This is a genomic window from Xanthomonas sp. NCPPB 2864, from assembly GCF_056675615.1.
Genome location: NZ_JBWWVS010000016.1, coordinates 32600 through 54188 on the forward strand (window position 1 = coordinate 32600; position 21589 = coordinate 54188).

Sequence of the window (21589 nt, forward strand, 5' to 3'; positions counted from 1 at the left end):
CGGTACGGCATCGCGCGCCAGCGCGCTCTTACGGATCGATTTCAGTTGGTCAATGCATACATCACGATGTTCACTGCGAACTTGGTGTTGTCTTCGGCCAGGAAGCGTTTGTTGCGCCAGTCGTAATCCCATTCGCAGCCGTAATCCTTGTTGCTGTACAACACGCCGAGACGGCCGTCGATGCTGATGCCCCTGAGATAATCGTGCACCAGGTCGTCGCCCCAGCCATTGAGCTCGAAACTGGTGGCCGGCGGGCCGTCGGGGAATTTGAAGAATGCGCTGTAGAGACGGTGGTTTTTGGGCAATTTCTGCAGCGCGGTCTTGCCGAAGATGGAGGTCATCTGCGCCTCGAACGAGGTGGCGAACAGCCCGTCGATATCGTGGTTGCAATCGTCCACGAACACGAAGCCGCCATTGCGCACATAGCGCTCGAAGTTGCGCCGCTCGGCGGGATTGAACTCCACCAGCTTGTGCCCGGACAGATAGCAGAACGGTGCCTGCAGCATGCGCGGATCGGCCAGATCCAGCACATGCTCCTGCGGGTCCACGCGCAGCTGGGTGTAGTCGATCAACGAGGTGATCAGGTTGGACGGCATGCGCGCATCCACATCCCAATCGCCCGAGTCGTAGCGCAGCCGGGTAAACCAGAAATCGTAATTGCCCGCCGCCCGCGCCTGCCGCGGTAGCGCCAACGCAGCGACGCTACCGAGCAGCAATCCAAGGAAATGACGGCGCGTCGCGTGCGCCGCCAGGGCGTGTAGACCGGGAACGGGATGTGCAGGAAAACCATCGGGCCGCGAAGAGCTTGCTCCGCTCTCCCATTCCCGATTCCCCACTCCCGATTCCCGGCTCTCAGTCACACCGCATCCGACAACGAGGTAAACGTAAAGTCGCGCAACCGCATCGGCGGAATCATCATCACGTAGCTGGATTCATCGCCGGCCACGCGCACCGGCCTGCCCAGCTCGTCGATGTTGTTGAGCATGATGATCGGCGATTCGTTGAAGCGGAAATTCTTCACCGGGTACTTGATCTGCCCGTTCTCGATGTAGAAGGTGCCGTCGCGGGTCAGCCCGGTCAGCAGCACGGTCTGCGGGTCGACCATGCGGATGTACCAGGTGCGCGTGACCAGGATGCCCTTCTCGGTGCCGCGCACCAGCTCGGCGATGTTCTTGTCGCCACCGGCCATCAGCAGGTTGCCCGGCTCGCCGACCGCGCGCTTGCCGTTCTTCTGCGCCCAGAACCGCGAGTACTGCAGGTTGGCGATCTTGCCGTTCTCCACGATCGGCATCTTCTCGCGCGGCAGGCCTTCCTCGTCCCACGGCAGCACGGCGGCACGCGCATCCCACGGGTCGGCGGTGATGTTCACGCGCGGGTCGTAGACCTGCTCGCCCAGCTTGTTGCCGCCGCCCTTCTTGGACAGGAAGCTGCGGCCCTCGTCGGCCATGCGCGCATCGAAGTAGCGCATCATGAAAGAAATCAGGCCTGCCGCCGCTGCCGGCTCCAGGATCACCGTGTACTTGCCCGGTTCCAGCGCCTTGGCTTCGGACGAGTCGCTGGCCTTGCGCATGGCGATGCGGATGTCCTGCTCGGCCTTGAAGTCGGCGGCATCCTTGAGGTTGCGGCCCACCCAGCCCGAGCCGCGACCATCTTCGGTACGCACGGTGCAGGTGTAGTCGAAACGCGCGCCGCGCTGGTAGCCGAAGTTGCCCTTGCTGTTGGCGAACGCGGTAAAGCTCTGGCCATCTTCCAGGAAGCCGGCCGCGATCAATCCCTTGCCCTTGCACGGGGCGATCGAATCGGCGGCCACCTGCGCACGGAATGCCGGGTCGATGGCGGCAGTGGATTCGCTGAAGGTGGGGCTGGGTTTGTAGGTCTGCTTGTCCACCGCCGGCATGAATTCCGGATTTTCAGGCGCCAGCCGCGCCAGGTCTTCGGCACGCCGCACCACGCGCTCCAGCGCGGCGTCGTCGAACTCGTTGATGGTGGCGATGCCCACGCGCTTGCCGAACGCCACCTGCACCTGCAGGTCGGTGTTGTCGACGATGCCGCTGGTGGACACGTTGTTGAGCGCGAAACGGATATTGCCGTCGATCGAGCCGCTGAGCGTGGCGGTGCACTCGTCGGCCTTGGACAGCTTGATGACCTTGTCCAGGATGGCCTTGGCCTGCGCTTCGGTAAGGATGCTCATGTGGGTTTCTCCTGTCAGCCGAGCGAGCGGGCGGTGTTGATGACGTTGATGCCGTCGAAACGGGCGGTGGACGAGCCATGCGAGACCGCCGAGGACTGGCTCGGCTGGCCCTTGCCGTCGAAGAACGAGCCGCCCAGGCGGTAGTCGCGTTGATCGGCCACCGCGCTGCAGGCGTTCCAGAATTCCGGCGTGCGGATCTGGTAGGCCACGTCCTCGAGCATGCGGGTGATCGCGCCGTTCTTGATCTCGTAGAACAGCTGGCCGCCGAACTGCGCGTTGTAGCGCTGCTGGTCGATGGAGAACGAGCCGTCGCCGATGATGTAGATGCCGTTTTCCACGTTCTTGATCAGATCGCTCACGCTCAACGGTGTCTTGCCGGCGGCCAGCGACACATTGGCCATGCGCTGGAACTGCACGCTCGACCACGAGTCGGCGTAGCAGCACCCGTCGGAGGCGGTCTTGCCGAGGATATGCGCCTGGTCGCGGATGGCCTGGTAGTCCACCAGCTTGCCGTCGCGGATCAGGTCCCACTGCTTGGTCTTGACGCCTTCATCGTCGTAGCCCACCGCGCCCAGGCTGCCGGGCTGGGTCTTGTCGGCCAGGATATGCACCTTGTCGCTGCCGTACTGGAAACCGGCCTTGAGCTTGTCCAGCGTGGCGAAACTGGTGCCGGCGAAATTGGCCTCGTAGCCGAGCACGCGATCCAGCTCCAGCGGGTGGCCGACCGACTCGTGGATGGTGAGCCAGGTGTGCGAGGGGTCCAGCACCAGATCGTACTTGCCCGGCTTCACCGACGGCGCCTTGAGCTTTTCCTGCGCTTGCTTGGCCGCGGCAATCGCGTCCTCCTTCATGTCGTAGGACAGGCCGTAATTCACCACGCCATTGGGCGAGACGAACTTGCCCGAGGCGGCGCCATCCAGATATTCGTAGCCCAGGCCCATCGGCGCGGACAAGCCGTCGCGGGTGCGGAACTTGCCGCTGGCCTTGTCGATGGCGGTCACGCTCAGCGGCGCCCAGATGCGGTGCACGTCCTGGTCGATATACGAGCCGTCGGTGCTGGCAAAGTACTTCTGCTCGTTGACCACGAACAGCATCGAATTGACGAAGTTGGCGCCGGCAGCGGTGGCGGCAGCGTTGACACCCAGCAGCAGGTCCACCTTGTCCTTGATCGGCACTTCCATCGCGTTTTTCTTGATCGGCGTCTTCCAGCTGACCTCGCCCACGCCCGGCGTGGGCGCCAGCTGCACCGGCGTGCCCTGCACCTTGGCATTGGCCTTGGCGATCGCGGCGGCCTGCGAGGCGGCCTTGGCCACACCCTGTTCGGTGAGCTCGTTGGTGGCGGCAAATCCCCAGGCGCCAGCCACCAGGACGCGCACGCCCGCACCAATGGATTCGGTGTTGACCACGTTCTGCACCTTGTCCTCGCGGGTGATGACGAACTGGCGCAGATAACGGCCGATGCGCACATCGCAATAGCTCGCACCGGCCTGGCGCGCGGCGTTGAGGCCGGCATCGGCCAGGCGCTTCTTGCGGCCCACATCCAGCTGCGTCACCAACTGCTCGGCGGCGATCGCCTTGCCGAAGTAGGCGGGCACGATCAGGCCGCCCATGGTCAGCCCGGTCAGGGCCAGGAAATCACGTCGCTGCACGGCAACTCCCCAATGATCCCGCGCGGCGCGCAGGTAGTGTGGTGACGCACAGATCGCTATCTGCGCGGTATCGCCGATTCTTGCCGGGCGATGAACGCTGCGTCAAATGACTTTCGGCAGGGGTCCGTGCGCAAACGCGATACCCGCACGAAGCGAGTAGCGCAGCAGGCCTGCGCGTGTGGCGAGCGCTGCTGACCGGCTGCGATGGATGTGGCCGCGCGTCGAGAGGTCTGGATGTCAGGCATGCGTGGTTTGTCTGCGATCGTACATGTGCGATCCGCAGGTCGTCGGGGGCGGTGTTTGCTTCATGGGGGCTGGCTGAAAGCGTTTGGTCTGCGGCTTGGTTGCAGGGCCCTTGCCCGCCCACCATCGCGGGACACGCCGCAAGTACGTCCCTGTAGGCTCTTACGCGGCATCCATGCCGCGTAAGGTCCCGCGACGGTGGGCGGACAAGGACCTGTCGAGATGGTCGGTGTGCGTGGTTTTAAACAAGGCAACCAATCAACTGTTTGGTGAGGGCATCGCGCCCGCGACCGACCAGTTTCTCTCAACCCAAGGCGCGCGCGGTGTTGATCACGTTGATGCCATCGAAGCGTGCCGTGGACGACCCGTGCGAGACCGCTGATACCTGGCTGGGTTGGCCCTTGCCATCGAAGAACGAGCCGCCCAGGCGGAAATCGCGTTGATCGCAGACCGCGCTGCAGGCATTCCAGAATTCCGGCGTGCGGATCTGGTAGGCGCCGTCTTCCACTAGGCGCGTGACCTGGCCGTTCTCGATTTCGTAGAACAATTGCCCGCCGAACTGCGCGTTGTAGCGCTGCTGATCGATCGAATACGAGCCACGCCCGTGGATGTACAAGCCGCGCTCGACGTTCTTGATCATGTCGGCAACAGCCAGCGGCGTCTTGCCTGCCGCCAGCGAGACATTGGGCATGCGCTGGAACTGCACGCTGGACCACGAGTCGGCATAGCTGCAGCCATCGGATGCGGTCTTGCCGAGCAGATGCGCCTGATCGCGCGTGCATTGGTAATCGACCAGGATGCCGTCCTTCACCAGCTCCCACTGCTTGCCCTTGACGCCTTCATCGTCGTACCCCACTGCGCCCAGGCTGCCGGGCTGGGTGCGGTCGGCGACGAAGGTCACCGCATCGCTGCCCCAGCGGAAACCGGCATCGCGCTTGTCCAGCGTGGCAAAACTGGTGCCGGCGTAATTGGCCTCGTAGCCGAGCACGCGATCGAGCTCGAGCGGGTGGCCCACCGACTCGTGGATGGTGAGGAACAGGTTGCTCGGGTCGATCACCAGATCGTATTTGCCGGCCTTCACCGACGGTGCGGTGAGTTTGGCGCGTGCCTGTTTGGCGGCGGCGATCGCATCCTCGCGCGCGTCATAACTGTGGCCGTAGCCGATGAGTCCGCCAGGCAACCGGTGCTTCTGGCTGGCATCGCCGTCCAGGTATTCGTAGCCCATGCCCATCGGCGAAGACAGCCCGTCGCGGGTGCGGAACTTGCCGCTGGCCTTGTCCACCGCAGTCACGGTGAGGGGCAGCCACAGCCGGTGCACATCCTGATCGATATAGGAGCCATCACTGCTGGCGAAGTACTTCTGCTCGTTGATCGCAAACATGCGCGAGGCCACGAAGGTGGCGCCGGCGTTGAGCGCGGCTGCATTGACGTCCATCAGCAGCGCCACCTTGTCCTGCAGCGGCACTTCCATCGCATTCTTCTTGATCGGCGTGCGCCAGCGCACCTGCCCGGCCGCCGTCACTGGCGCCAGCTGCACCGGCGAGCCGCCCAGCCGCGCGTTGGCCTTGGCGATCGCCACCGCCTGGCGGGTGGCGGTGGCCACGCCATCGCTGGTGAGCGTGTTGGTGGCCGCAAACCCCCACGCGCCATCGGCCAGCACGCGCACGCCCACGCCGCTGGATTCGGCGTTGACCACGTTCTCCACCTGCGCCTCGCGGGTGATCACGAACTGGCGCAGATAACGGCCCACGCGCACATCGCAATAACTGGCACCGGCCGCCTTGGCGGTGCTGAGCGCGGTATCGGACAAGCGACGGCTGCGCGCGGCATCGTTGGGTGTGAGCAACTGCTCGGCCGCGATCAGGCGCGTGTTCGGCAGCAGCAGCCCGGCAGCACCAATGCCGGACAGGGTGAGGAAGGTACGACGGTCCACGGCGGTTCTCCGTTGAAGGCCAGCGGCACGACTCCCCGCCGCGCCAGCCCCCGAGACTGGCCCGTGCAGGCGACGGCGGTCAAGGGGGCAGTGCCGGCCTGGCGTCAGGCAACTCCAGCTGCAAAGCGGAGACATCGGCAGCGTCGGCAGGGCCGTGGCGCGAAGGCCGTGCCGGCATGCCAGGCTCGGCCGCCGTTACCGCAGAGACCGAAAGGTCGTTCGCAGATGATCGACAAACACCGGCGGATTCTCCATTGCCGCAAAATGTCCGCCCCGCTCCGCTTCGCCGAAAAAGCGGAGGTCGGCAAAGCGTCGCTCTGCCCAGCGCCGGGAAATGCGCACCTGCTCGCCGGGAAACATGCTGATGCCGGTGGGTGTGGGCATTGGATGCGAAGGCATCTCCGCCATCGCCTCATGCGCGGCTTCCCAATACAGGCGTGCAGAGCTGGGCCCTGCGTTCGGGAGCCAGTACAGCATGATGTCATCGATGAGGTGGTCCAGGGCGAACACGTTCTCCGGTTCGCCGTCGCTTTGTGAGACGTCCTGAAAGAGTGCATAGATCCATGCAGCCAGGCCCACCGGGGAGTCAGCCAAACTGAAGCCCACCGACTGCGGCCGTGTGCTTTGCAGCTTCATGTAGCCGGAAAATTCCGCGTAGTAGCGCTGGGCGTCTTCCAGCATCTTCTGCTCGGCCGGTGTGGCTTCGGCGATGTCCTGCGTGCTGGGTTCGAACATCACCATGTTCAGATGGAGACCCCGCAAGCCGGGTGGCTGCATGAATCCAAGCGCGGTGGTGATCGCACTGCCCCAATCGCCGCCCTGTGCGGCCCAACGCTTGCCATACCCCAGACGGCGCATCAGTTCGACCCATGTGGCAGCCGTGCGCCCGACGCCCCAGCCACGGGCGGTTGGCTTTGCAGAGAAACCAAAGCCAGGCAGGGATGGGATGATGAGATGAAACGCGTCCGACGCCTGCCCGCCATGGGCCACCGGGTCGCTCAAGGGGCCGATCACCTCGCGGAATTCGAGCACCGATCCGGGCCACCCATGCGTCAGCAGCAACGGAAGCGCGTCTGGCTCCGGCGAGCGGACATGCAGGAACTGGATCTCCAGTCCATCGATCGTGGTGCGACTGCTGTTCCAGCCGTTCAATAACCGCTCGGTCGCACGCCAGTCGTAGCCAGACTGCCAGCGGTCCACCAGGCGCCGGATGCGCTCGCTCTGCGGGCCCTGGCTGTGGTCCTCCACGGTTTCCCTACTTGGCCACCGCGTTTGCCTAAGCCGGTGTGCGAGGTCATCCAGCTCCGCCTGTGCAACCTGGATGTGGAACGCTGCAATGCCATCGCGCATCTCAAGACTCCCGTACATACGTATTGGCCAGTGTGTGGCGGGCTGTTTGCCAGGCGCGCGCACCGTAGCGATCGTTATCCAGTGGGACCAGTTTGCCGCGCCCGCTCATCATGTCGCGCAGGTATTGCATGCCCTGCCAGGGAGGGAAGGGGTCATCGCTTGCGGGCGTGAGTGCACGCACCGCACTGATGATTGCCGACATCGTCCCGAGCCCGCCCGGCCTGAGCGTGCGATAGCGCTGCCCGGTGAGTTGGGTGAGCAGTTGCGCGATGTCGTTGGGCGAAATGCTGTTGCCGGCAATGCGCAGGTCCCGTGGGGCCGTGGGATCCAGCGCGGCTGCCGCCGTGTAGCTGGCGACGTCATCTTTGGCGGTGAAATCGAGCTGCTGGTTGGCGTCGCCAAAATGCATGACGCGACGGCCCGGCACCACGAGGCGCGCACTGCCCTCAAGAAGCTCAAGAAAACCGCCGCACAGAACCGAGGTGGCCGCGATCGGCGCGGCATCCAGTTGGTCTCTGAATCGGCGCCGGAAATCCAGGTTTCGATTGTCGCCCGGCCGTGTCTTCGTATAGTCCAGCGAGAAATCAGACGGGATGAAGCGAGGCACGCCGGCGCTGACCGCTGCATGCAACAGCTTTCCCTGTTGACCCAGCATGACGTCTTCCAGGCCGTTGAGCGCGGAAACGACGCATGCCGCATTCCCGACCGCTTCACGCAACGAGTTGGCGTCTTCCATCTCGACGTAGCGGATCGTGATGTTCCTGCGTTGCAGGGCCGCAATACGGTCCTTGCCTGCGCCTTGCCGAACAAGCGCAACCACCGCGGCGCCCTGGTCCTGCAGGGCAAAGGCGATGCGGCAACCCAGGTCGCCGGTGGCGCCTGCAACAACGATTGGGGATCTCACATCTGACGTCATGACTTGCCTCTCGCTTGGGTCTTTTGCGCCAACGACGGCAACGGGAACTGCAACAGAAGATGCAGGCTGTCTGTCACGCAGCACCCAGGCCATTCGCCGGCTTGGCAGACCACACAGCGAATAACTGAACGATAACGTTCAGTTGATGGCAATGCAAGCGGCGTGTAAGTTTTCGTGCATGAAAGCGGTCAAGCAAAAATCAAAAGGCGGACGGCCGCCACTCGATAAGGCGGGCGATGTCGAACGGCGCTTACTTGATGCGGCACTGCAACTCTTCCTGGAACGCGGGTTCGAGCACACCTCGTGCGAGGACATCGCGCGGCTGGCAGGCGCGGGCAAGGCAAGCCTTTACGCGCGCTACGCCAACAAAGACGCCATCTTCGAGGCGGTGGTCCGTCGCGATGTCGACACCCAGCCGCTGCCTGCCGCAGCCAGCGTCCCCATGGATCTGGAGGGGCGCCTGAGACACGCAGGACAAGGGATACTTGCGCATGCATTACAGCCACAGACGGTGGCCATGATGCGCCTGGTCGTCGGCACCTCCATCCGCGCGCCAGCGCTTGCCGCTGAAGTCAACCGCATCGGCTGGGAGGGCGGGCTGCGGCGCGTGCAGATGACGATCCTGGACGGCCCGGATCAACCGGCCAATCCATCTGCGTTGGCAAGCCACTTCGTCGACCTGGTGTTCGCGCCGCATCAACTGCGCGCGCTGCTGGGCGAGCACCCGGACGACCTGGTCGCCACCGCATCGGCGCGTGTGGAGTGGGCGCTTGCACTTCTCAAGGCTGCTGGTCAGCTGGAGACCGGAAGTCCTCAGTGACACCCTTGAGTTGCAGGAATCCTTGAACAACGCAACGGAACGACGCGACAGTCCCACGCATGGCGATGGGGCTCCATGGAACCGGCATCCGGAATCAGGTCTCGGATGCCGCGCCCGTAGGGCCGCTAAAAAGAGCTGAAATATCAGCCTTGTGCGTTATCAAACTCAAGGTGATAGCGCGTGGCCTCGTTCACTTCGTTCTTCGACCCCAAGAACACCGGCACGCGCTGATGCAGCTGCGTCGGCTGGAGGTCCAGGATGCGCTCGCGCCCGGTGGTGGCCGCGCCGCCGGCCTGTTCCACCAGCATGCTCATCGGGTTGGCTTCGTACATCAGGCGCAGCTTGCCCGGCTTGGATGCGTCCTTCTTGTCCCAGGGGTAGATGAAGATGCCGCCGCGGGTGAGGATGCGGTGCACGTCGGCGACCATGCTGGCGATCCAGCGCATGTTGAAGTCCTTGCCGCGGGTGCCGTCCTTGCCGGCCAGCAGGTCGCTGACATAGGACTGCATGGCCGGTTCCCAGTGGCGCTGGTTGGACATGTTGATGGCGTATTCGGCGGTGTCTTCGGGCACGCGCATGTTGGCCTGGGTCAGCAGGAAGCTGCCTTCCTCGCGCTCCAGGGTGAAGGCGTGGGTCCCGTGGCCGAGCGTGAGCACCAGCATCGTGCTGGGGCCGTAGATGCAGTAGCCGGCGGCAACCTGCTGGGTGCCCGGCTGCAGGAAGTGCTCGTCGCCGGGCTTCTCGGTGCCCTTGGGCGCGCGCAGCACCGAGAAGATGGTGCCCACCGAGACGTTGACGTCGATGTTGGAGCTGCCATCCAGCGGATCGAACAGCAGCAGGAAATCGCCGCTGGGGTACTGGTCGGGCACCGGCTGGCTGTGATCCATTTCTTCCGACGCGCACGCGGCCAAGTGGCCGCCCCAGGCGTTGGCTTCGAGCAGGATGTCGTTGCTGAGCACGTCGAGCTTCTTCTGCGCCTCGCCCTGCACGTTACCGGTGCCGGCATCGCCGAGCACGCCGCCCAGGGCGCCCTTGCTCACGGCGATGGAAATGCGCTTGCAGGCGCGCGAGACGATGGTGATCAGCTGGCGCAATTCCGGGTCGATACGGCCGGCGTGTTGCTCTTCGATCAGGAAGCGGGTCAGCGAGGGACGCGACATGGGAGCGGGCAGCCTGTGTAGGAAGTGGTCCGCCATTGTCGCCATTGCGCCGTTAGATTTCGATCACTGGATGCGCGTTTTGCAGCAAACCTGATCGAACATGCTCGAATGTGGTGCCCAAGACTGGGGTTGCAGACATGTACCACGCGGTCTTGGCGCAGCTCTGCACGCGCGCAGGAGCGGCGAACACGCATAAAAAAACCGGGAGGCTGGCGCGCTCCCGGTTTGCCGGCGTCGGCCGCGTCGGCCGATCGCGATGCGCTTACATGCGGCTGACGGTGGCCACGGCCTGTGCCACGTAGTCCAGGTTGCGCTGGCTCAACGCGGCCACGCAGATACGGCCGGTGCCGACGGCGTAGATCGCGAATTCCTCGCGCAGGCGGTCCACCTGGGTCCTGGTCAGGCCCGAGTACGAGAACATGCCGGCCTGGCGCTGGATGAACGCAAACTCCGGCGCGCCCAATGTGTCCAGCTTGGCCACCAGGCCCGCGCGCAGGGCGTGGATGCGCTCGCGCATCTCGGTCAGCTCCTGCTCCCACAGATCGCGCAGCTCCGGGCTGGTCAGCACGCCGGCCACCAGGGCGGCGCCGTGCGTGGACGGGCTGGAGTAGATCGTGCGGATGATGCGCTTGACCTGCGACTGCACGGCCTTGGCTTCGGCCGCAGTGGCCGAGACCACCGACAGCGCGCCCACGCGCTCGCCATACAGCGAGAACGACTTGGAGTACGAGCTGGCGACCACGTAGCTGTCGATGCCTTCGGCAGCGAGCAGGCGCACCGCATACGCATCGGCCTCGATGCCCTTGTCGAAGCCCTGGTAGGCGATGTCGACGAACGGGAACAGGTTGCGTTCCTTCAACAGCCCGGCAACCTGCTTCCACTGCTCCTTGCTCAGGTCCGCGCCGGTCGGGTTGTGGCAGCAGGCGTGCAGCAGCACCACGGTGCCCGGTTCGAGTTTTGCCAGATCGGCGAGCATGCCGTCGAAGTTCAGCCCATGGCTGGCGGCATCGAAATAGGTGTAGTCCACGACCTCGAAGCCGGCCGCGCCGAACACTGCGCGATGGTTTTCCCAGCTCGGGTTGCTGATGGCGATGGTGGAGGTGGGCAGCAGCTTCTTGAGCAGGTCCGCGCCCACGCGCAAGGCGCCGCTGCCGCCGACGGTCTGCGAGGTCGCCACGCGGCCGGAGGCCACCAGCGCCGACTCGGCGCCGAACAGCAGCTCCTGGGTGGCCTTGTCGTAGGCGGCCAGGCCGTCGATGGGCAGGTAGCCGCGCGGTTTGGCGTCCAGCGCGAGCTGCTGCTCGATCTTGTGCACGGCGCGCAACAGCGGGATGCGCCCGTTTTCGTCGTAATAGATGCCCACGCCCAGGTTGACCTTGTTGGGGCGGCTGTCGGCGTTGTAGGCCTCGGTCAGGCCCAGGATGGGGTCGCCTGGAACCTGTTCCACGTTTGCAAAGAAGGACACGGCATGACTCGCTGAAGGACGAAAGAGTGAGGGACTTCCGGGATGCTCGGCCGCGGCTGGGCCAAACCACTTCATCGTAGCAGCCCATGGCCGGCGTAGCATGCTTCGTTCCGTACGCAACGATGCGGCCACAGTACGGATGAGGGACACTACGCCCATGCCCAGACTTACCTTGTTGGCCGCCGCCTGCGGCCTGTTCGCCACGAGCGCCGCGCCGCCCGTCCTGGCTGCCGATCCGGCGCCGCCCGCCTCCACACCGATCCAGCGATTGCCCACCGTGCAGGTGGACGCCGCACGCGTGCGCGGGGTGGACGACTTCGACCTGCCGGCCTCCTTCACCGTGGTGGCGGCCGATGCCGACAACCGCCGCGGCGCGCAGGTGTCCGAGCTGCTGGACGGCATCCCCGGCCTGGTGGCGCGCGATCGCCAGAACTACGCGCAGGACACCCAGCTGTCGATCCGCGGCTTCGGCGCGCGCTCCACCTTCGGCGTGCGCGGCGTGCGCCTGCTGGTCGACGGCATCCCGGCCAGCATGCCCGATGGCCAGGGCCAGCTCTCGCACTTCAACGTGCTGGGCGCCGAGCGGGTGGAAGTGCTGCGCGGGCCGTTTTCGGCGCTGTACGGCAACTCCTCCGGCGGCGTGCTGCAGCTGTGGAGCGCCGACGGCGCGCCGGGCGACCCATGGCGGCTGCGCGCCACCTATGGCAGCAATGCCACCGTCAACACGGGCGCGCAATTGCTCGGCCAGCAGGGCGCGGTGCACTACAACCTGGCGGCCAATCATTTCGAAACCGACGGCTTCCGCGCCCATAGCCGCGCAAAGCGCGATTCGGTCAATGCCAAGCTCGGCTTCGATCTGGCCGAGGGGCGCCGGCTGGACCTGGTGCTCAACTATCTGGACGCACCCGACGCGCAGGACCCGCTCGGCCTGACCCGCGCGCAGTTCAATGCCGACCCGGCGCAGGCCACGGCGGTGGCCACCCAGTTCAACACCCGCAAGTCGGTGCGCCAGTCGCAGGCCGGCGCCATCTTCACCCAGCAGTTCGACAGCCAGACGCTGCGGCTGATGGCCTACGGCGGGCAGCGCAGCGTGGAGCAATTCCTGGCGATCCCGGTGGCGGTGCAGCGCAACCCGCTGCATTCGGGCGGGGTGATCGATCTGGACAGCAATTACGAAGGCGCCGATGCGCGCTGGGCCTGGCAGGGCGAGGCGCTGGGCCGGCCGTTGCAGCTGACCGTGGGCGCGAACGTCGATCGCCAGCGTCAGCACCGCACCGGTTACGAAAACTTCGTCGGCGACACGCTCGGCGTCAAGGGCGCGCTGCGCCGCAACCAGCGCGACCAGGTCGAGAACGTGGACCAGTTTGCGCAGGCGTGGTGGCAGTGGAGCGCGCGCTGGTCCGCCTTGTTGGGCGTGCGGCATAGCCAGGTGCGCTTCGACTCGGACGATCACTACATCCTCGGGCGCAACCCCGACGACAGCGGCCGGCGCGATTATTCGGCAACCACGCCGGTGGCCGGCATCGTGTTCCGTGCCGCCGAAGACCTGCGTTTCTACGCCTCGGTCGGGCGCGGTTTCGAAACGCCCACCTTCAACGAGCTGGGTTATCGCAGCGATGGCGGCGCCGGCCTGGCGCTGGATCTGGGCGCGGCGACCAGCCGCAATTATGAGATCGGCAGCAAGTGGCGCGCGCAGAGCGGCGCAGCGGTGGAAGTGGCGCTGTTCCGCGCCGACACCGACGACGAACTGGCCGTGGCCAGCAACACCAATGGCCGCAGCACCTATCGCAACATCGGCGCCACCCGCCGCCAGGGCGCGGAGCTGAGCTGGAATCAACCGGTGGGCACCACCCAGCAGCTGCAGCTGGCCTACACCTTCGTCGATGCCACCGTGCGCGATGGCTACCTCACCTGCGCCAGCAGCGGCTGCGCCACGCCCACCGCGCCGGTGGCCAGCGGCGCGCGCCTGCCGGGTGTGCCGCGCCAGCAGCTGTTCGCGCGCTGGCAGTGGCAGCCGGCGCAATGGCAGTTCGCCGCCGAAACGGTGGCCTCCGACGCCACCGTGGTCAACGACCTTGCCAGCGAGCGTGCGCCCGGCTACGCGCTGGTCAACCTGGAAGCCTCCCGGCGCTGGACCACCACGCTGGGTGGGGTGCGCACCTTCGCCCGCATCGACAATGCGCTGGACCGGCACTACATCGGCTCGGTGATCGTCAACGACGGCAACGGGCGCTATTACGAACCCGGTCCGGACCGCACCTACACGGTTGGCCTGCAATGGGATTTCGGCGGCTGAGCTACTCGCAGGCGGCGCGCATTCAACAACACGCACCGCCCGTAGGAGCGCCCCCGGGCGCGACAAGGCCGTCCCGCCAACGCGCGCGTCGCCACGGCGATGCATCTCCAACAAACGCTCGGCCTGCAGCGTGATTTCGGCGGCTGATCCGGCCGCAGGCGGTGCGCATTCAACAACACGCACCGCCCGTAGGAGCGCCCCCGGGCGCGACAAAGCCATCCCGCCAACGCAAGGTCTGCCATCGACACGCCACTGACCACACCAGGCCCCACCATGATCGTCATCGATCACGCCCCCGCAGACTGGTTTCTGCTGCGTGCGGACAATCGCTACTGGCTGGACATCAACTGCACGATCTCGGCCACCGGCTTCTCGCTTCTGCTGGCGTTGAACGCAAAAGAGCAGGCCGACGTGCTGGCAGACGGGCATGCCGCCTGCGCACGGCTGGCCGCACAGGTGCAATGGCGGCCGCACGATTTTGCCGCGCGTGATGCCAGCGCCAGCCACGGTGCGCAGGTCATCGCAGCGGTGCGGGCGTGGCGCGCGTCAGACGCCCGCAACGCGCGCGCATGAACCCATCGCGCCGGGCAAACCGCTTGCGCTGTTCGCCACGCGCGGCTGCAATGCGCCGCGTTGATGCAGCGGTGACTGCCGGTGATGCGATGCACTAAGCTTGCAAGCGCACTCCCTGCACAAGGATGTTTCCGTTGAAGACGCGCTACGCCCCGATCGATTTCAGCGACAAGCTCGCCCTGCTGTCGCAGCACTGGTCCCCGCGTGTCGTCGCGGAAATGAACGACTACCAGTTCAAACTGGTCAAGCTGCAAGGTGCGTTCGTGTGGCATCAGCATGCGGACACGGACGAGGTGTTCATCGTGCTGGACGGCAACATGACCATCGAGTTTCGCGACGGCGTGGTGGCGCTGTCGGCCGGGCAGATGCACGTGGTGCCCAAGGGGGTCGAACACCGCCCGGCGGCGGAGCACGAATGCAGCGTGCTGCTGGTCGAGCCGCGCGGTGTGGTCAATACCGGCGATGCGGGCGGCGCATACACCGCAGACAACGACGTCTGGATTTGATGGTTGTGCAATGCGTGCTGGTGCACGGCGGCCGATCCGGCGCCTGGTTGCGGAGCCCTTGCCGCGTGCACGCGGATGATGCGCTGCAGCGCAACGTCCACCACGGCGCGGGGAAACACGGCTGCGCTGCAATGACGCAGCGCAACAGCGCATGACATGACATTGCGCTAGCGCTCGCGCGGGTATACACGTGCGCATCGGACCACCTCCGCAGGAGACCATGATGAACGCGCTTGCCTCTGCAAAACCGCTCAACACCGACCCGCAGTCCATCTTCAAACCGCGTTATGACAACTTCATCGGCGGCCAGTGGGTGGCGCCGCACAGCGGCCAGTACTTCGACAACACCACGCCGATCAACGGCAAGGTGTTCACCTCGATCGCGCGCTCCAACGCGCAGGACATCGAAGCCGCACTGGATGCGGCGCATGCGGCCAAGGATGCCTGGGGCAAGACTTCCACCACCGAGCGCTCCAATGTGCTGCTCAGGATCGCCGACCGCATCGAACAGAATCTGGAGCTGCTTGCCTATGCCGAGACCTGGGACAACGGCAAGCCGGTGCGCGAGACGCTCAATGCCGATGTGCCGCTGTGCGTGGATCACTTCCGCTATTTCGCCGGCGCCATCCGCGCGCAGGAAGGTGGCATCTCCGAGATCGACAGCGACACCATCGCCTATCACTTCCACGAACCGCTCGGCGTGGTCGGACAGATCATTCCGTGGAACTTCCCGCTGCTGATGGCGTGCTGGAAGCTGGCACCGGCGCTGGCCGCCGGCAACTGCGTGGTGATGAAGCCGGCCGAGCAGACCCCGGCCTCGATCCTGGTGTTGATGGAGGTGATCGGCGACCTGTTGCCGCCGGGCGTGCTCAACGTGGTCAACGGCTTCGGGCTCGAGGCCGGCAAGCCGCTGGCCAGCAACCCGCGTATCGCCAAGATCGCCTTCACCGGCGAAACCACCACCGGCCGGCTGATCATGCAATACGCCAGCCAGAACTTGATCCCGGTGACGCTGGAGCTGGGCGGCAAGTCGCCCAACATCTTCTTTGCCGATGTCATGGCCGAAGACGACGATTTTCTCGACAAGGCGGTGGAAGGCTTCGTGCTGTTCGCCTTCAACCAGGGCGAGGTGTGCACCTGCCCCTCGCGCGCGCTGATCCAGGAATCGATCTACGACAGGTTCATGGAAAAGGCGCTGGCACGCGTGGCCGCGATCAAGCAGGGCAACCCGCTCGATCCCAACACCATGGTCGGCGCGCAGGCCTCCAGCGAGCAGCTGGAAAAGATCCTGTCCTATATCGACATCGGCAAGCAGGAGGGCGCGCAGGTGTTGATCGGCGGCGAACGCAACACACTCGATGGCGAGCTGGCCGAGGGCTTCTACGTCAAGCCGACGGTGTTCAAGGGCCACAACAAGATGCGCGTGTTCCAGGAAGAGATCTTCGGGCCGGTGGTGTCGGTGACCACCTTCAAGGACGAGGCCGAGGCGCTGGCGATCGCCAACGACACGTTGTACGGCCTGGGTGCCGGTGTGTGGAGCCGCGATGCGTCGCGCCTGTACCGCATGGGCCGCGCGATCCAGGCCGGGCGCGTGTGGACCAACTGCTACCACGCCTATCCGGCGCATGCCGCGTTCGGCGGCTACAAGCAGTCGGGCATCGGCCGCGAGAATCACAAGATGATGCTCGACCATTACCAGCAGACCAAGAACCTGTTGGTGAGCTATTCGCCGAAGGCGCTAGGGTTTTTCTGATGCGTAGGCCTGCTACTGCTCGACTGCAATGCGTGATGGATCGGGCACAGGAACGCCGGGCCGCTGCACCGGCTGTTCATGAACCGCGCACGCGCGAATTGACCTCGATCAAGGCACGGCGTCCTCAAGGCGCCTAGGGTGGGCCGCACTATCAGTGCGGAGTGCAGCATGGACACGACAATGAAAGCCGCAGTGGTGCGCCAGTTCGGCGCACCACTGGTGATCGAGGAAGTGCAGGTGCCGCGGCCCCAGGCCGGCGATCTGCTGGTCAAAATCCAGGCCTGCGGGGTCTGCCACACCGATCTGCACGCCGCGCAGGGGGACTGGCCGGTCAAGCCGAATCCTCCGTTCATCCCCGGCCATGAGGGCGTGGGCTATGTGGTGGCGGTGGGTGCGGGTGTGCGTCACGTCAAGGAAGGCGACCGGGTGGGTATTCCCTGGCTGTATTCGGCCTGCGGGCATTGCGAGCACTGCCTGGGCGGCTGGGAAACCCTGTGCGAGGCGCAGCAGAACAGCGGCTACTCGGTCAATGGCGGCTTCGCGCAGTACGCGCTGGCCAATGCCGATTACGTCGGGCATCTGCCCAAGGACATCGGCTTCGTCGAGGTCGCGCCGATCCTGTGCGCGGGCGTCACCGTCTACAAGGGCCTGAAGGTCACCGATACCAAGCCGGGCCAGTGGGTGGTGATTTCCGGCATCGGCGGGCTCGGCCACATGGCAGTGCAATATGCCAAGGCGATGGGAATGAACGTGGCCGCCGTGGATGTGGACGACGCCAAGCTGGCACTGGCCAGGCGCCTGGGCGCCACGGTGACGGTCAATGCGCGCACCACCGATCCGGTGGCCTACCTCAAGAAGGAAATCGGCGGCGCACACGGCGCGTTGGTTACCGCGGTATCGCCCAAGGCCTTCGAGCAGGCGATCGGCATGGTGCGCCGCGGCGGCACGGTGTCGCTCAACGGCCTGCCACCGGGCCAGTTCCCGCTGGACATCTTCGGCATGGTGCTCAATGGCGTGACCGTGCGCGGCTCGATCGTCGGCACCCGGCTGGACCTGCAGGAGTCGCTGGCCTTCGCCGAGCAGGGCAAGGTCGCGGCGACCGTGGCCACTGACACCCTGGACAACATCAACGAGGTGTTCGCGCGCATGCACGCCGGAACGATCGAGGGGCGTATCGTGCTCGACATGGCGGCCTGACCGCGCCGCAGGAGGCAGACGATGCAGGGCACCACCACGCAGACAGACCCGCCCTTGCAGGTGATGGCCACGCTGGCGGCGTTGCAGTTGATCGACACGCTGCGCGCACGCCACGGCGATGTGCTGTTCCATCAATCCGGCGGCTGCTGCGATGGCTCATCGCCGATGTGTTTCCCGGTGGGCGACTTCATCGTCGGCGACCGCGACGTGCTGCTGGGCGAGATCGGCGGCGCGCCGTTCTACATCAGCCCCGCGCAGTTCGAATACTGGAAGCACACCCAGCTGATCATCGATGTGGTGCCGGGGCGCGGTGGCATGTTCTCGCTGGAAAACGGCGAGGGCGTGCGCTTTCTGGTGCGCTCGCGCCTGTTTGCCGACGAGGAGTTCGCCCAGCTGCAGCGGGCAGGCCGGGCGTAACCCTGGCCCGCCTGGCGGTGCTGCCGGGCGGGGAATCAGCCGGCTGGTTTCAGCGGTCTGCCACGGTCGACGGCGCGGTGCCGGGCTTCTTGGCCGGGGTGTCGCCATTGGCGGGAACCAACGTGTCGGGCGCATCGCCGGCACCGCGGTCTTCATAGTGTTCGGCATCGCGCTTGCCGTGCTGTTCGCCCGGCTGGGTCGGTTGGTCGCGCAGTGGGTCGCGGGACATGCGGTGCTCCTGGTCATGGGGATGGATGCGCAGTTCACCGCGCGCCGGGTGAAGGGGGCGCAGTGGCTGCTGCAGACGCACGGCTCACGCATGGATCACGGTGGCCGCGCTACAGCTATGGGTCAACTCATACAACACCCGGAGTCACACGCCGATGGCACGACCGATCTGGACCGGAACGCTCTCGTTCGGCTTGCTCAATGTGCCGGTGTCGTTGATGTCGGGCGAGCGCAAGGTGGATCTGCATTTCCGCATGCTCGATTCGCGCGACAAGAAGCCGATCCGCTTCGAGCGCGTCAACGCCGACACCGGCGATGAGGTGCCGTGGAAGGAGATCGTCAAGGCGTTCGAGTACGACAAGGGCAGCTATGTCATCGTCGAGGAACAGGACATCCGTTCGGCCTCGCCGGAAAGCCACGAGACGGTGGAGGTGGAAACCTTTGTCGATGCCGCCGATATCGACCCGCGTTACTTCGAAAAGCCCTACATCCTGGTGCCGGGCAAGAAGGCCGAAAAAGGCTATGTGCTGCTGCGCGAGACGCTGCGCGACACCGGCAAGGTGGGCATTGCCAAGGTGGTCATCCGCACGCGCGAATACCTGGCCGCGGTGATGCCGCAGGGCGATGCATTGATCCTGCTGCTGCTGCGCTACCAGCAGGAAGTGGTGGACCCGCAGGACTTCAAGCTGCCGGCCGGCGCGGTGGGCGAGTACCGCATCACGCCCAAGGAACAGGAGATGGCCAAGCAGCTGATCGAGTCGATGTCCGGCACCTGGCAGCCGGAGGATTACCACGACGAGTTCCGCGGCAAGCTCGAGCAGATCCTGCGCAAGCGCATCCAGGCCAAGGGCGGCACCACCACCGTGGATGTCGAGCCACCGCAGCACGAAGACGCCAGCACCAATGTGGTCGACTTCATGTCGCTGCTGCAGAAGAGCCTGCAGGCCAATACGCGCACGCCGGCCAAGAAGAGTAGCGCGCCGGCAACGGGGTCGGCCAAAAAGACCGCCATCAAGAAAGTGGCCAAGAAGGCCACCAAGAAGACCGCGGCCAAGGCCACCAAGGCCACCAAAGCCAACGCCAGCAAGGCGGCGCCGCGCCGCAAGGCCGGCTAGGCCCCGCTCATGTCATTGCACGATTACAACGCCAAGCGCCGCTTCGACCAGACCCCGGAACCGGCCGGCGACACGCCGGCGCGCGCCAGCAAGCAGCCGATCTTCGTCGTGCAGTTGCACCACGCCAGCTCGCGCCATTACGACTTCCGGCTGGAAGCCGACGGCGTGCTCAAGAGTTGGGCCGTGCCGAAGGGCCCATCGTTGCGCGTGGGCGAAAAGCGCCTGGCGGTTCAGGTGGAGGACCACCCGCTGTCGTATGCCAGCTTCCAGGGCGATATTCCGCAGGGCCATTACGGCGCCGGGCATGTGGATGTGTTCGACCACGGGCATTGGCAGTGCGAAGGCGATGCGTTGGCGGCACTGGAAGCCGGCAAGCTGGAATTCGAACTGCAGGGCACGCTGCTGCGCGGCGGTTTTGCATTGGTGCGCACGCAGATGCGCGGCGGCAAACCGCAATGGCTGCTGTTCAAGCGCAGCGATGCGTACGCGGCCGATCTGGATGCCGATGCGCTGGTGGCGCAGCAGGCCGCTGGCGCATCGGCTGCAGTGGCGCCGGCAACCCGTGCCAAGGCTAGCCGGGCGCGGCGTGCGCCGGCAGCAACGGCGAGCGCCGGGACAACTGCAGCCGGCAAACGCGCGCGCCCGGCGCGTGCGGACGCCCGGCAATGGCGTACCCGCGCCCTGGCGCTGGACGGTGCGCGCGATGCGCCATGCCCAACCGAGCTGCGCGCGCAACTGACCTTGCTGCGCGAGCAGGCGCCGGATGGCGAGCGCTGGTTGCACGAGATCAAGTGGGACGGCTACCGCCTGCTGGCCGACATGGTCGATGGCCAGGTGCAGCTGCGCTCGCGCAACGACCAGGCCTGGACACAGCGCTTCCCGGACGTGGTGCGCGCAGTGCAGGCCCTGCCGGTGCGCGATGCGCGCCTGGATGGCGAGCTGGTGGTGCTGGATGCGCAGGGGCGCAGCGATTTCTCGGCATTGCAACGCGCGCTCGATGGCAGCGTCACGCAGCCGCTGCGCTACATCGTGTTCGACCTGCTCGGCGTGGCCGGAGTGGATCTGCGCGACACCCCGCTGTTGCAACGCAAGCAGTTGCTGCACGACGTGCTGGGCGATGTGCCGGGCACGCTGGCGTTTAGCGACCATGTGATCGGCCACGGCCCGGAGGTCTTTGCGGCCAGCGCCGGCACCGGCTGGGAAGGCATCGTCAGCAAGCTCGCCGATGCGCGGTATCGCGAAGGGCGCAGTGCCGATTGGGTCAAGACCAAGCACGCAGACAGCGACGAGTTCGTGGTGGTGGGCTACACCGACCCAAAGGGCGCGCGCAGCGGCTTCGGTGCCTTGCTGATGGCGCAACGTGAGGGCAAGACGCTGCGTTATGTCGGGCGCGTGGGCACCGGCTTCGACGATGCCTTGCTCGGCAAGATCACCGCGCTGTTGCAGGCGCTGCACAGCGACACCGCCACGCTGGAATTGCCGACGCACATCCCGGGGCGGCCACGCGATGTGCATTGGGTACGGCCGGTCTTGATCGCCGAGGTCGCCTTCCGCGGCTGGGCGAAGGAAGGCCTGCTGCGGCAGGCCGCATTCAAGCGTCTGCGCGAGGACAAACCCATGAGCGAGTTGGGCGGCGACCGCGCCGCGCCGGCCAAGGCGCGTGCTGCAGGTAAAGGCAGTGCTGCGACAGCGACCGCCGCGCCTGCGCGCAAGGTGGCAACGAAGAAAACCTCCAAAACGACGGTCGACGCCTCCACCAGCACCGCCAGCAAGCGCG

General features: G+C 65.7%; 18 protein-coding genes. 9 read left to right on the forward strand and 9 right to left on the reverse strand.

What is annotated here, in order from left to right; genetic code table 11:
* Nucleotides 1-41 precede the first annotated feature (41 nt).
* The 6 genes from AC1KVE_RS20245 to AC1KVE_RS20270 all read right to left on the reverse strand — a co-directional run bounded on the left by AC1KVE_RS20245 (nt 42) and on the right by AC1KVE_RS20270 (nt 8282).
* Entirely contained in the window at nt 42-860 is an 819-nt protein-coding gene (locus tag AC1KVE_RS20245; RefSeq protein WP_024940481.1) for a DUF4159 domain-containing protein, read from the reverse strand.
* The gene (locus AC1KVE_RS20250) at nt 857-2191 is read right to left on the reverse strand and encodes a TldD/PmbA family protein (protein WP_039517956.1); all 1335 of its coding nucleotides are present in this window, start codon (nt 2189-2191) and stop codon (nt 857-859) included. The genes AC1KVE_RS20245 and AC1KVE_RS20250 overlap by 4 nt, the downstream gene beginning before the upstream one ends.
* Nucleotides 2192-2205: 14 nt before the next feature.
* Nucleotides 2206-3840, reverse strand: coding sequence for a TldD/PmbA family protein (locus AC1KVE_RS20255; RefSeq protein WP_024940479.1), 1635 nt, complete (start codon nt 3838-3840; stop codon nt 2206-2208).
* Between the two features lie 547 nt (nt 3841-4387).
* Entirely contained in the window at nt 4388-6016 is a 1629-nt protein-coding gene (locus tag AC1KVE_RS20260) for a TldD/PmbA family protein (protein ID WP_481092990.1), read from the reverse strand.
* A 195-nt stretch (nt 6017-6211) separates the two neighbouring features.
* Nucleotides 6212-7366 (reverse strand): epoxide hydrolase family protein, encoded by a 1155-nt coding sequence (locus AC1KVE_RS20265; RefSeq protein WP_481092989.1) that lies wholly within the window; start codon nt 7364-7366, stop codon nt 6212-6214.
* A gap of 1 nt (nt 7367) precedes the next feature.
* Nucleotides 7368-8282, reverse strand: a complete 915-nt coding sequence (locus tag AC1KVE_RS20270) for an NmrA family NAD(P)-binding protein (RefSeq protein WP_481092988.1) — start codon at nt 8280-8282, stop codon at nt 7368-7370.
* A 178-nt stretch (nt 8283-8460) separates the two neighbouring features.
* Here AC1KVE_RS20270 and AC1KVE_RS20275 point away from each other — a divergent pair, with 178 nt between their 5' ends.
* Nucleotides 8461-9102, forward strand: coding sequence for a TetR/AcrR family transcriptional regulator (locus tag AC1KVE_RS20275; RefSeq protein ID WP_481092987.1), 642 nt, complete (start codon nt 8461-8463; stop codon nt 9100-9102).
* A gap of 143 nt (nt 9103-9245) precedes the next feature.
* Here AC1KVE_RS20275 and AC1KVE_RS20280 read toward each other — a convergent pair whose 3' ends face one another.
* Together AC1KVE_RS20280 and AC1KVE_RS20285 are read right to left on the reverse strand one after the other, a co-directional pair.
* Nucleotides 9246-10262 (reverse strand): class 1 fructose-bisphosphatase, encoded by a 1017-nt coding sequence (locus AC1KVE_RS20280; RefSeq protein WP_024940474.1) that lies wholly within the window; start codon nt 10260-10262, stop codon nt 9246-9248.
* A gap of 262 nt (nt 10263-10524) precedes the next feature.
* Entirely contained in the window at nt 10525-11727 is a 1203-nt protein-coding gene (locus AC1KVE_RS20285; RefSeq protein WP_024940473.1) for an amino acid aminotransferase, read from the reverse strand.
* A 157-nt stretch (nt 11728-11884) separates the two neighbouring features.
* Between AC1KVE_RS20285 and AC1KVE_RS20290 the strand changes: the two genes are divergently transcribed.
* The 6 genes from AC1KVE_RS20290 to AC1KVE_RS20315 all read left to right on the forward strand — a co-directional run bounded on the left by AC1KVE_RS20290 (nt 11885) and on the right by AC1KVE_RS20315 (nt 18469).
* Nucleotides 11885-14023: a TonB-dependent receptor family protein gene (locus AC1KVE_RS20290; protein ID WP_481093105.1), complete on the forward strand. Its 2139-nt coding sequence runs from the start codon at nt 11885-11887 to the stop codon at nt 14021-14023.
* Nucleotides 14024-14296: 273 nt separating this feature from the next.
* Nucleotides 14297-14596 carry a hypothetical protein gene (locus AC1KVE_RS20295; RefSeq protein WP_102255271.1) on the forward strand — a complete coding sequence of 100 codons (300 nt, stop codon included), beginning with the start codon at nt 14297-14299 and terminating at the stop codon, nt 14594-14596.
* 125 nt (nt 14597-14721) lie between these two features.
* Nucleotides 14722-15102, forward strand: a complete 381-nt coding sequence (locus AC1KVE_RS20300) for a cupin domain-containing protein (protein WP_481093007.1) — start codon at nt 14722-14724, stop codon at nt 15100-15102.
* Between the two features lie 223 nt (nt 15103-15325).
* Nucleotides 15326-16855, forward strand: coding sequence for an aldehyde dehydrogenase (gene adh, locus AC1KVE_RS20305; RefSeq protein ID WP_102580204.1), 1530 nt, complete (start codon nt 15326-15328; stop codon nt 16853-16855).
* A 168-nt stretch (nt 16856-17023) separates the two neighbouring features.
* Complete coding sequence (gene adhP / locus AC1KVE_RS20310) at nt 17024-18052, forward strand: alcohol dehydrogenase AdhP (RefSeq protein WP_481093008.1); 1029 nt, start codon at nt 17024-17026, stop codon at nt 18050-18052.
* A gap of 21 nt (nt 18053-18073) precedes the next feature.
* Nucleotides 18074-18469 (forward strand): DUF779 domain-containing protein, encoded by a 396-nt coding sequence (locus AC1KVE_RS20315; RefSeq protein WP_481093009.1) that lies wholly within the window; start codon nt 18074-18076, stop codon nt 18467-18469.
* Between the two features lie 49 nt (nt 18470-18518).
* Here AC1KVE_RS20315 and AC1KVE_RS20320 read toward each other — a convergent pair whose 3' ends face one another.
* Nucleotides 18519-18698 carry a hypothetical protein gene (locus AC1KVE_RS20320; RefSeq protein WP_039509619.1) on the reverse strand — a complete coding sequence of 60 codons (180 nt, stop codon included), beginning with the start codon at nt 18696-18698 and terminating at the stop codon, nt 18519-18521.
* Nucleotides 18699-18852: 154 nt separating this feature from the next.
* Between AC1KVE_RS20320 and ku the strand changes: the two genes are divergently transcribed.
* The gene (gene ku / locus AC1KVE_RS20325) at nt 18853-19812 is read left to right on the forward strand and encodes a non-homologous end joining protein Ku (protein ID WP_481093010.1); all 960 of its coding nucleotides are present in this window, start codon (nt 18853-18855) and stop codon (nt 19810-19812) included.
* A 9-nt stretch (nt 19813-19821) separates the two neighbouring features.
* A partial coding sequence (ligD, locus tag AC1KVE_RS20330) for a non-homologous end-joining DNA ligase (RefSeq protein ID WP_481093106.1) occupies nt 19822-21589 on the forward strand: 1768 nt, incomplete at its 3' end.

Excerpts from the sequence above, each read along its gene's own strand:
- AC1KVE_RS20250 (WP_039517956.1), bottom strand. The coding sequence starts at position 2,191 with ATGAGCATCCTTACCGAAGCGCAGGCCAAGGCCATCCTGGACAAGGTC.
- AC1KVE_RS20265 (WP_481092989.1), bottom strand. The coding sequence starts at position 7,366 with ATGCGCGATGGCATTGCAGCGTTCCACATCCAGGTTGCACAGGCGGAG.
- AC1KVE_RS20270 (WP_481092988.1), bottom strand. The coding sequence starts at position 8,282 with ATGACGTCAGATGTGAGATCCCCAATCGTTGTTGCAGGCGCCACCGGC.
- AC1KVE_RS20275 (WP_481092987.1), top strand. The coding sequence starts at position 8,461 with ATGAAAGCGGTCAAGCAAAAATCAAAAGGCGGACGGCCGCCACTCGAT.
- AC1KVE_RS20280 (WP_024940474.1), bottom strand. The coding sequence starts at position 10,262 with ATGTCGCGTCCCTCGCTGACCCGCTTCCTGATCGAAGAGCAACACGCC.
- AC1KVE_RS20290 (WP_481093105.1), top strand. The coding sequence starts at position 11,885 with ATGCCCAGACTTACCTTGTTGGCCGCCGCCTGCGGCCTGTTCGCCACG.
- AC1KVE_RS20295 (WP_102255271.1), top strand. The coding sequence starts at position 14,297 with ATGATCGTCATCGATCACGCCCCCGCAGACTGGTTTCTGCTGCGTGCG.
- AC1KVE_RS20300 (WP_481093007.1), top strand. The coding sequence starts at position 14,722 with ATGTTTCCGTTGAAGACGCGCTACGCCCCGATCGATTTCAGCGACAAG.
- adh (WP_102580204.1), top strand. The coding sequence starts at position 15,326 with ATGAACGCGCTTGCCTCTGCAAAACCGCTCAACACCGACCCGCAGTCC.
- adhP (WP_481093008.1), top strand. The coding sequence starts at position 17,024 with ATGGACACGACAATGAAAGCCGCAGTGGTGCGCCAGTTCGGCGCACCA.
- AC1KVE_RS20315 (WP_481093009.1), top strand. The coding sequence starts at position 18,074 with ATGCAGGGCACCACCACGCAGACAGACCCGCCCTTGCAGGTGATGGCC.
- AC1KVE_RS20320 (WP_039509619.1), bottom strand. The coding sequence starts at position 18,698 with ATGTCCCGCGACCCACTGCGCGACCAACCGACCCAGCCGGGCGAACAG.
- ku (WP_481093010.1), top strand. The coding sequence starts at position 18,853 with ATGGCACGACCGATCTGGACCGGAACGCTCTCGTTCGGCTTGCTCAAT.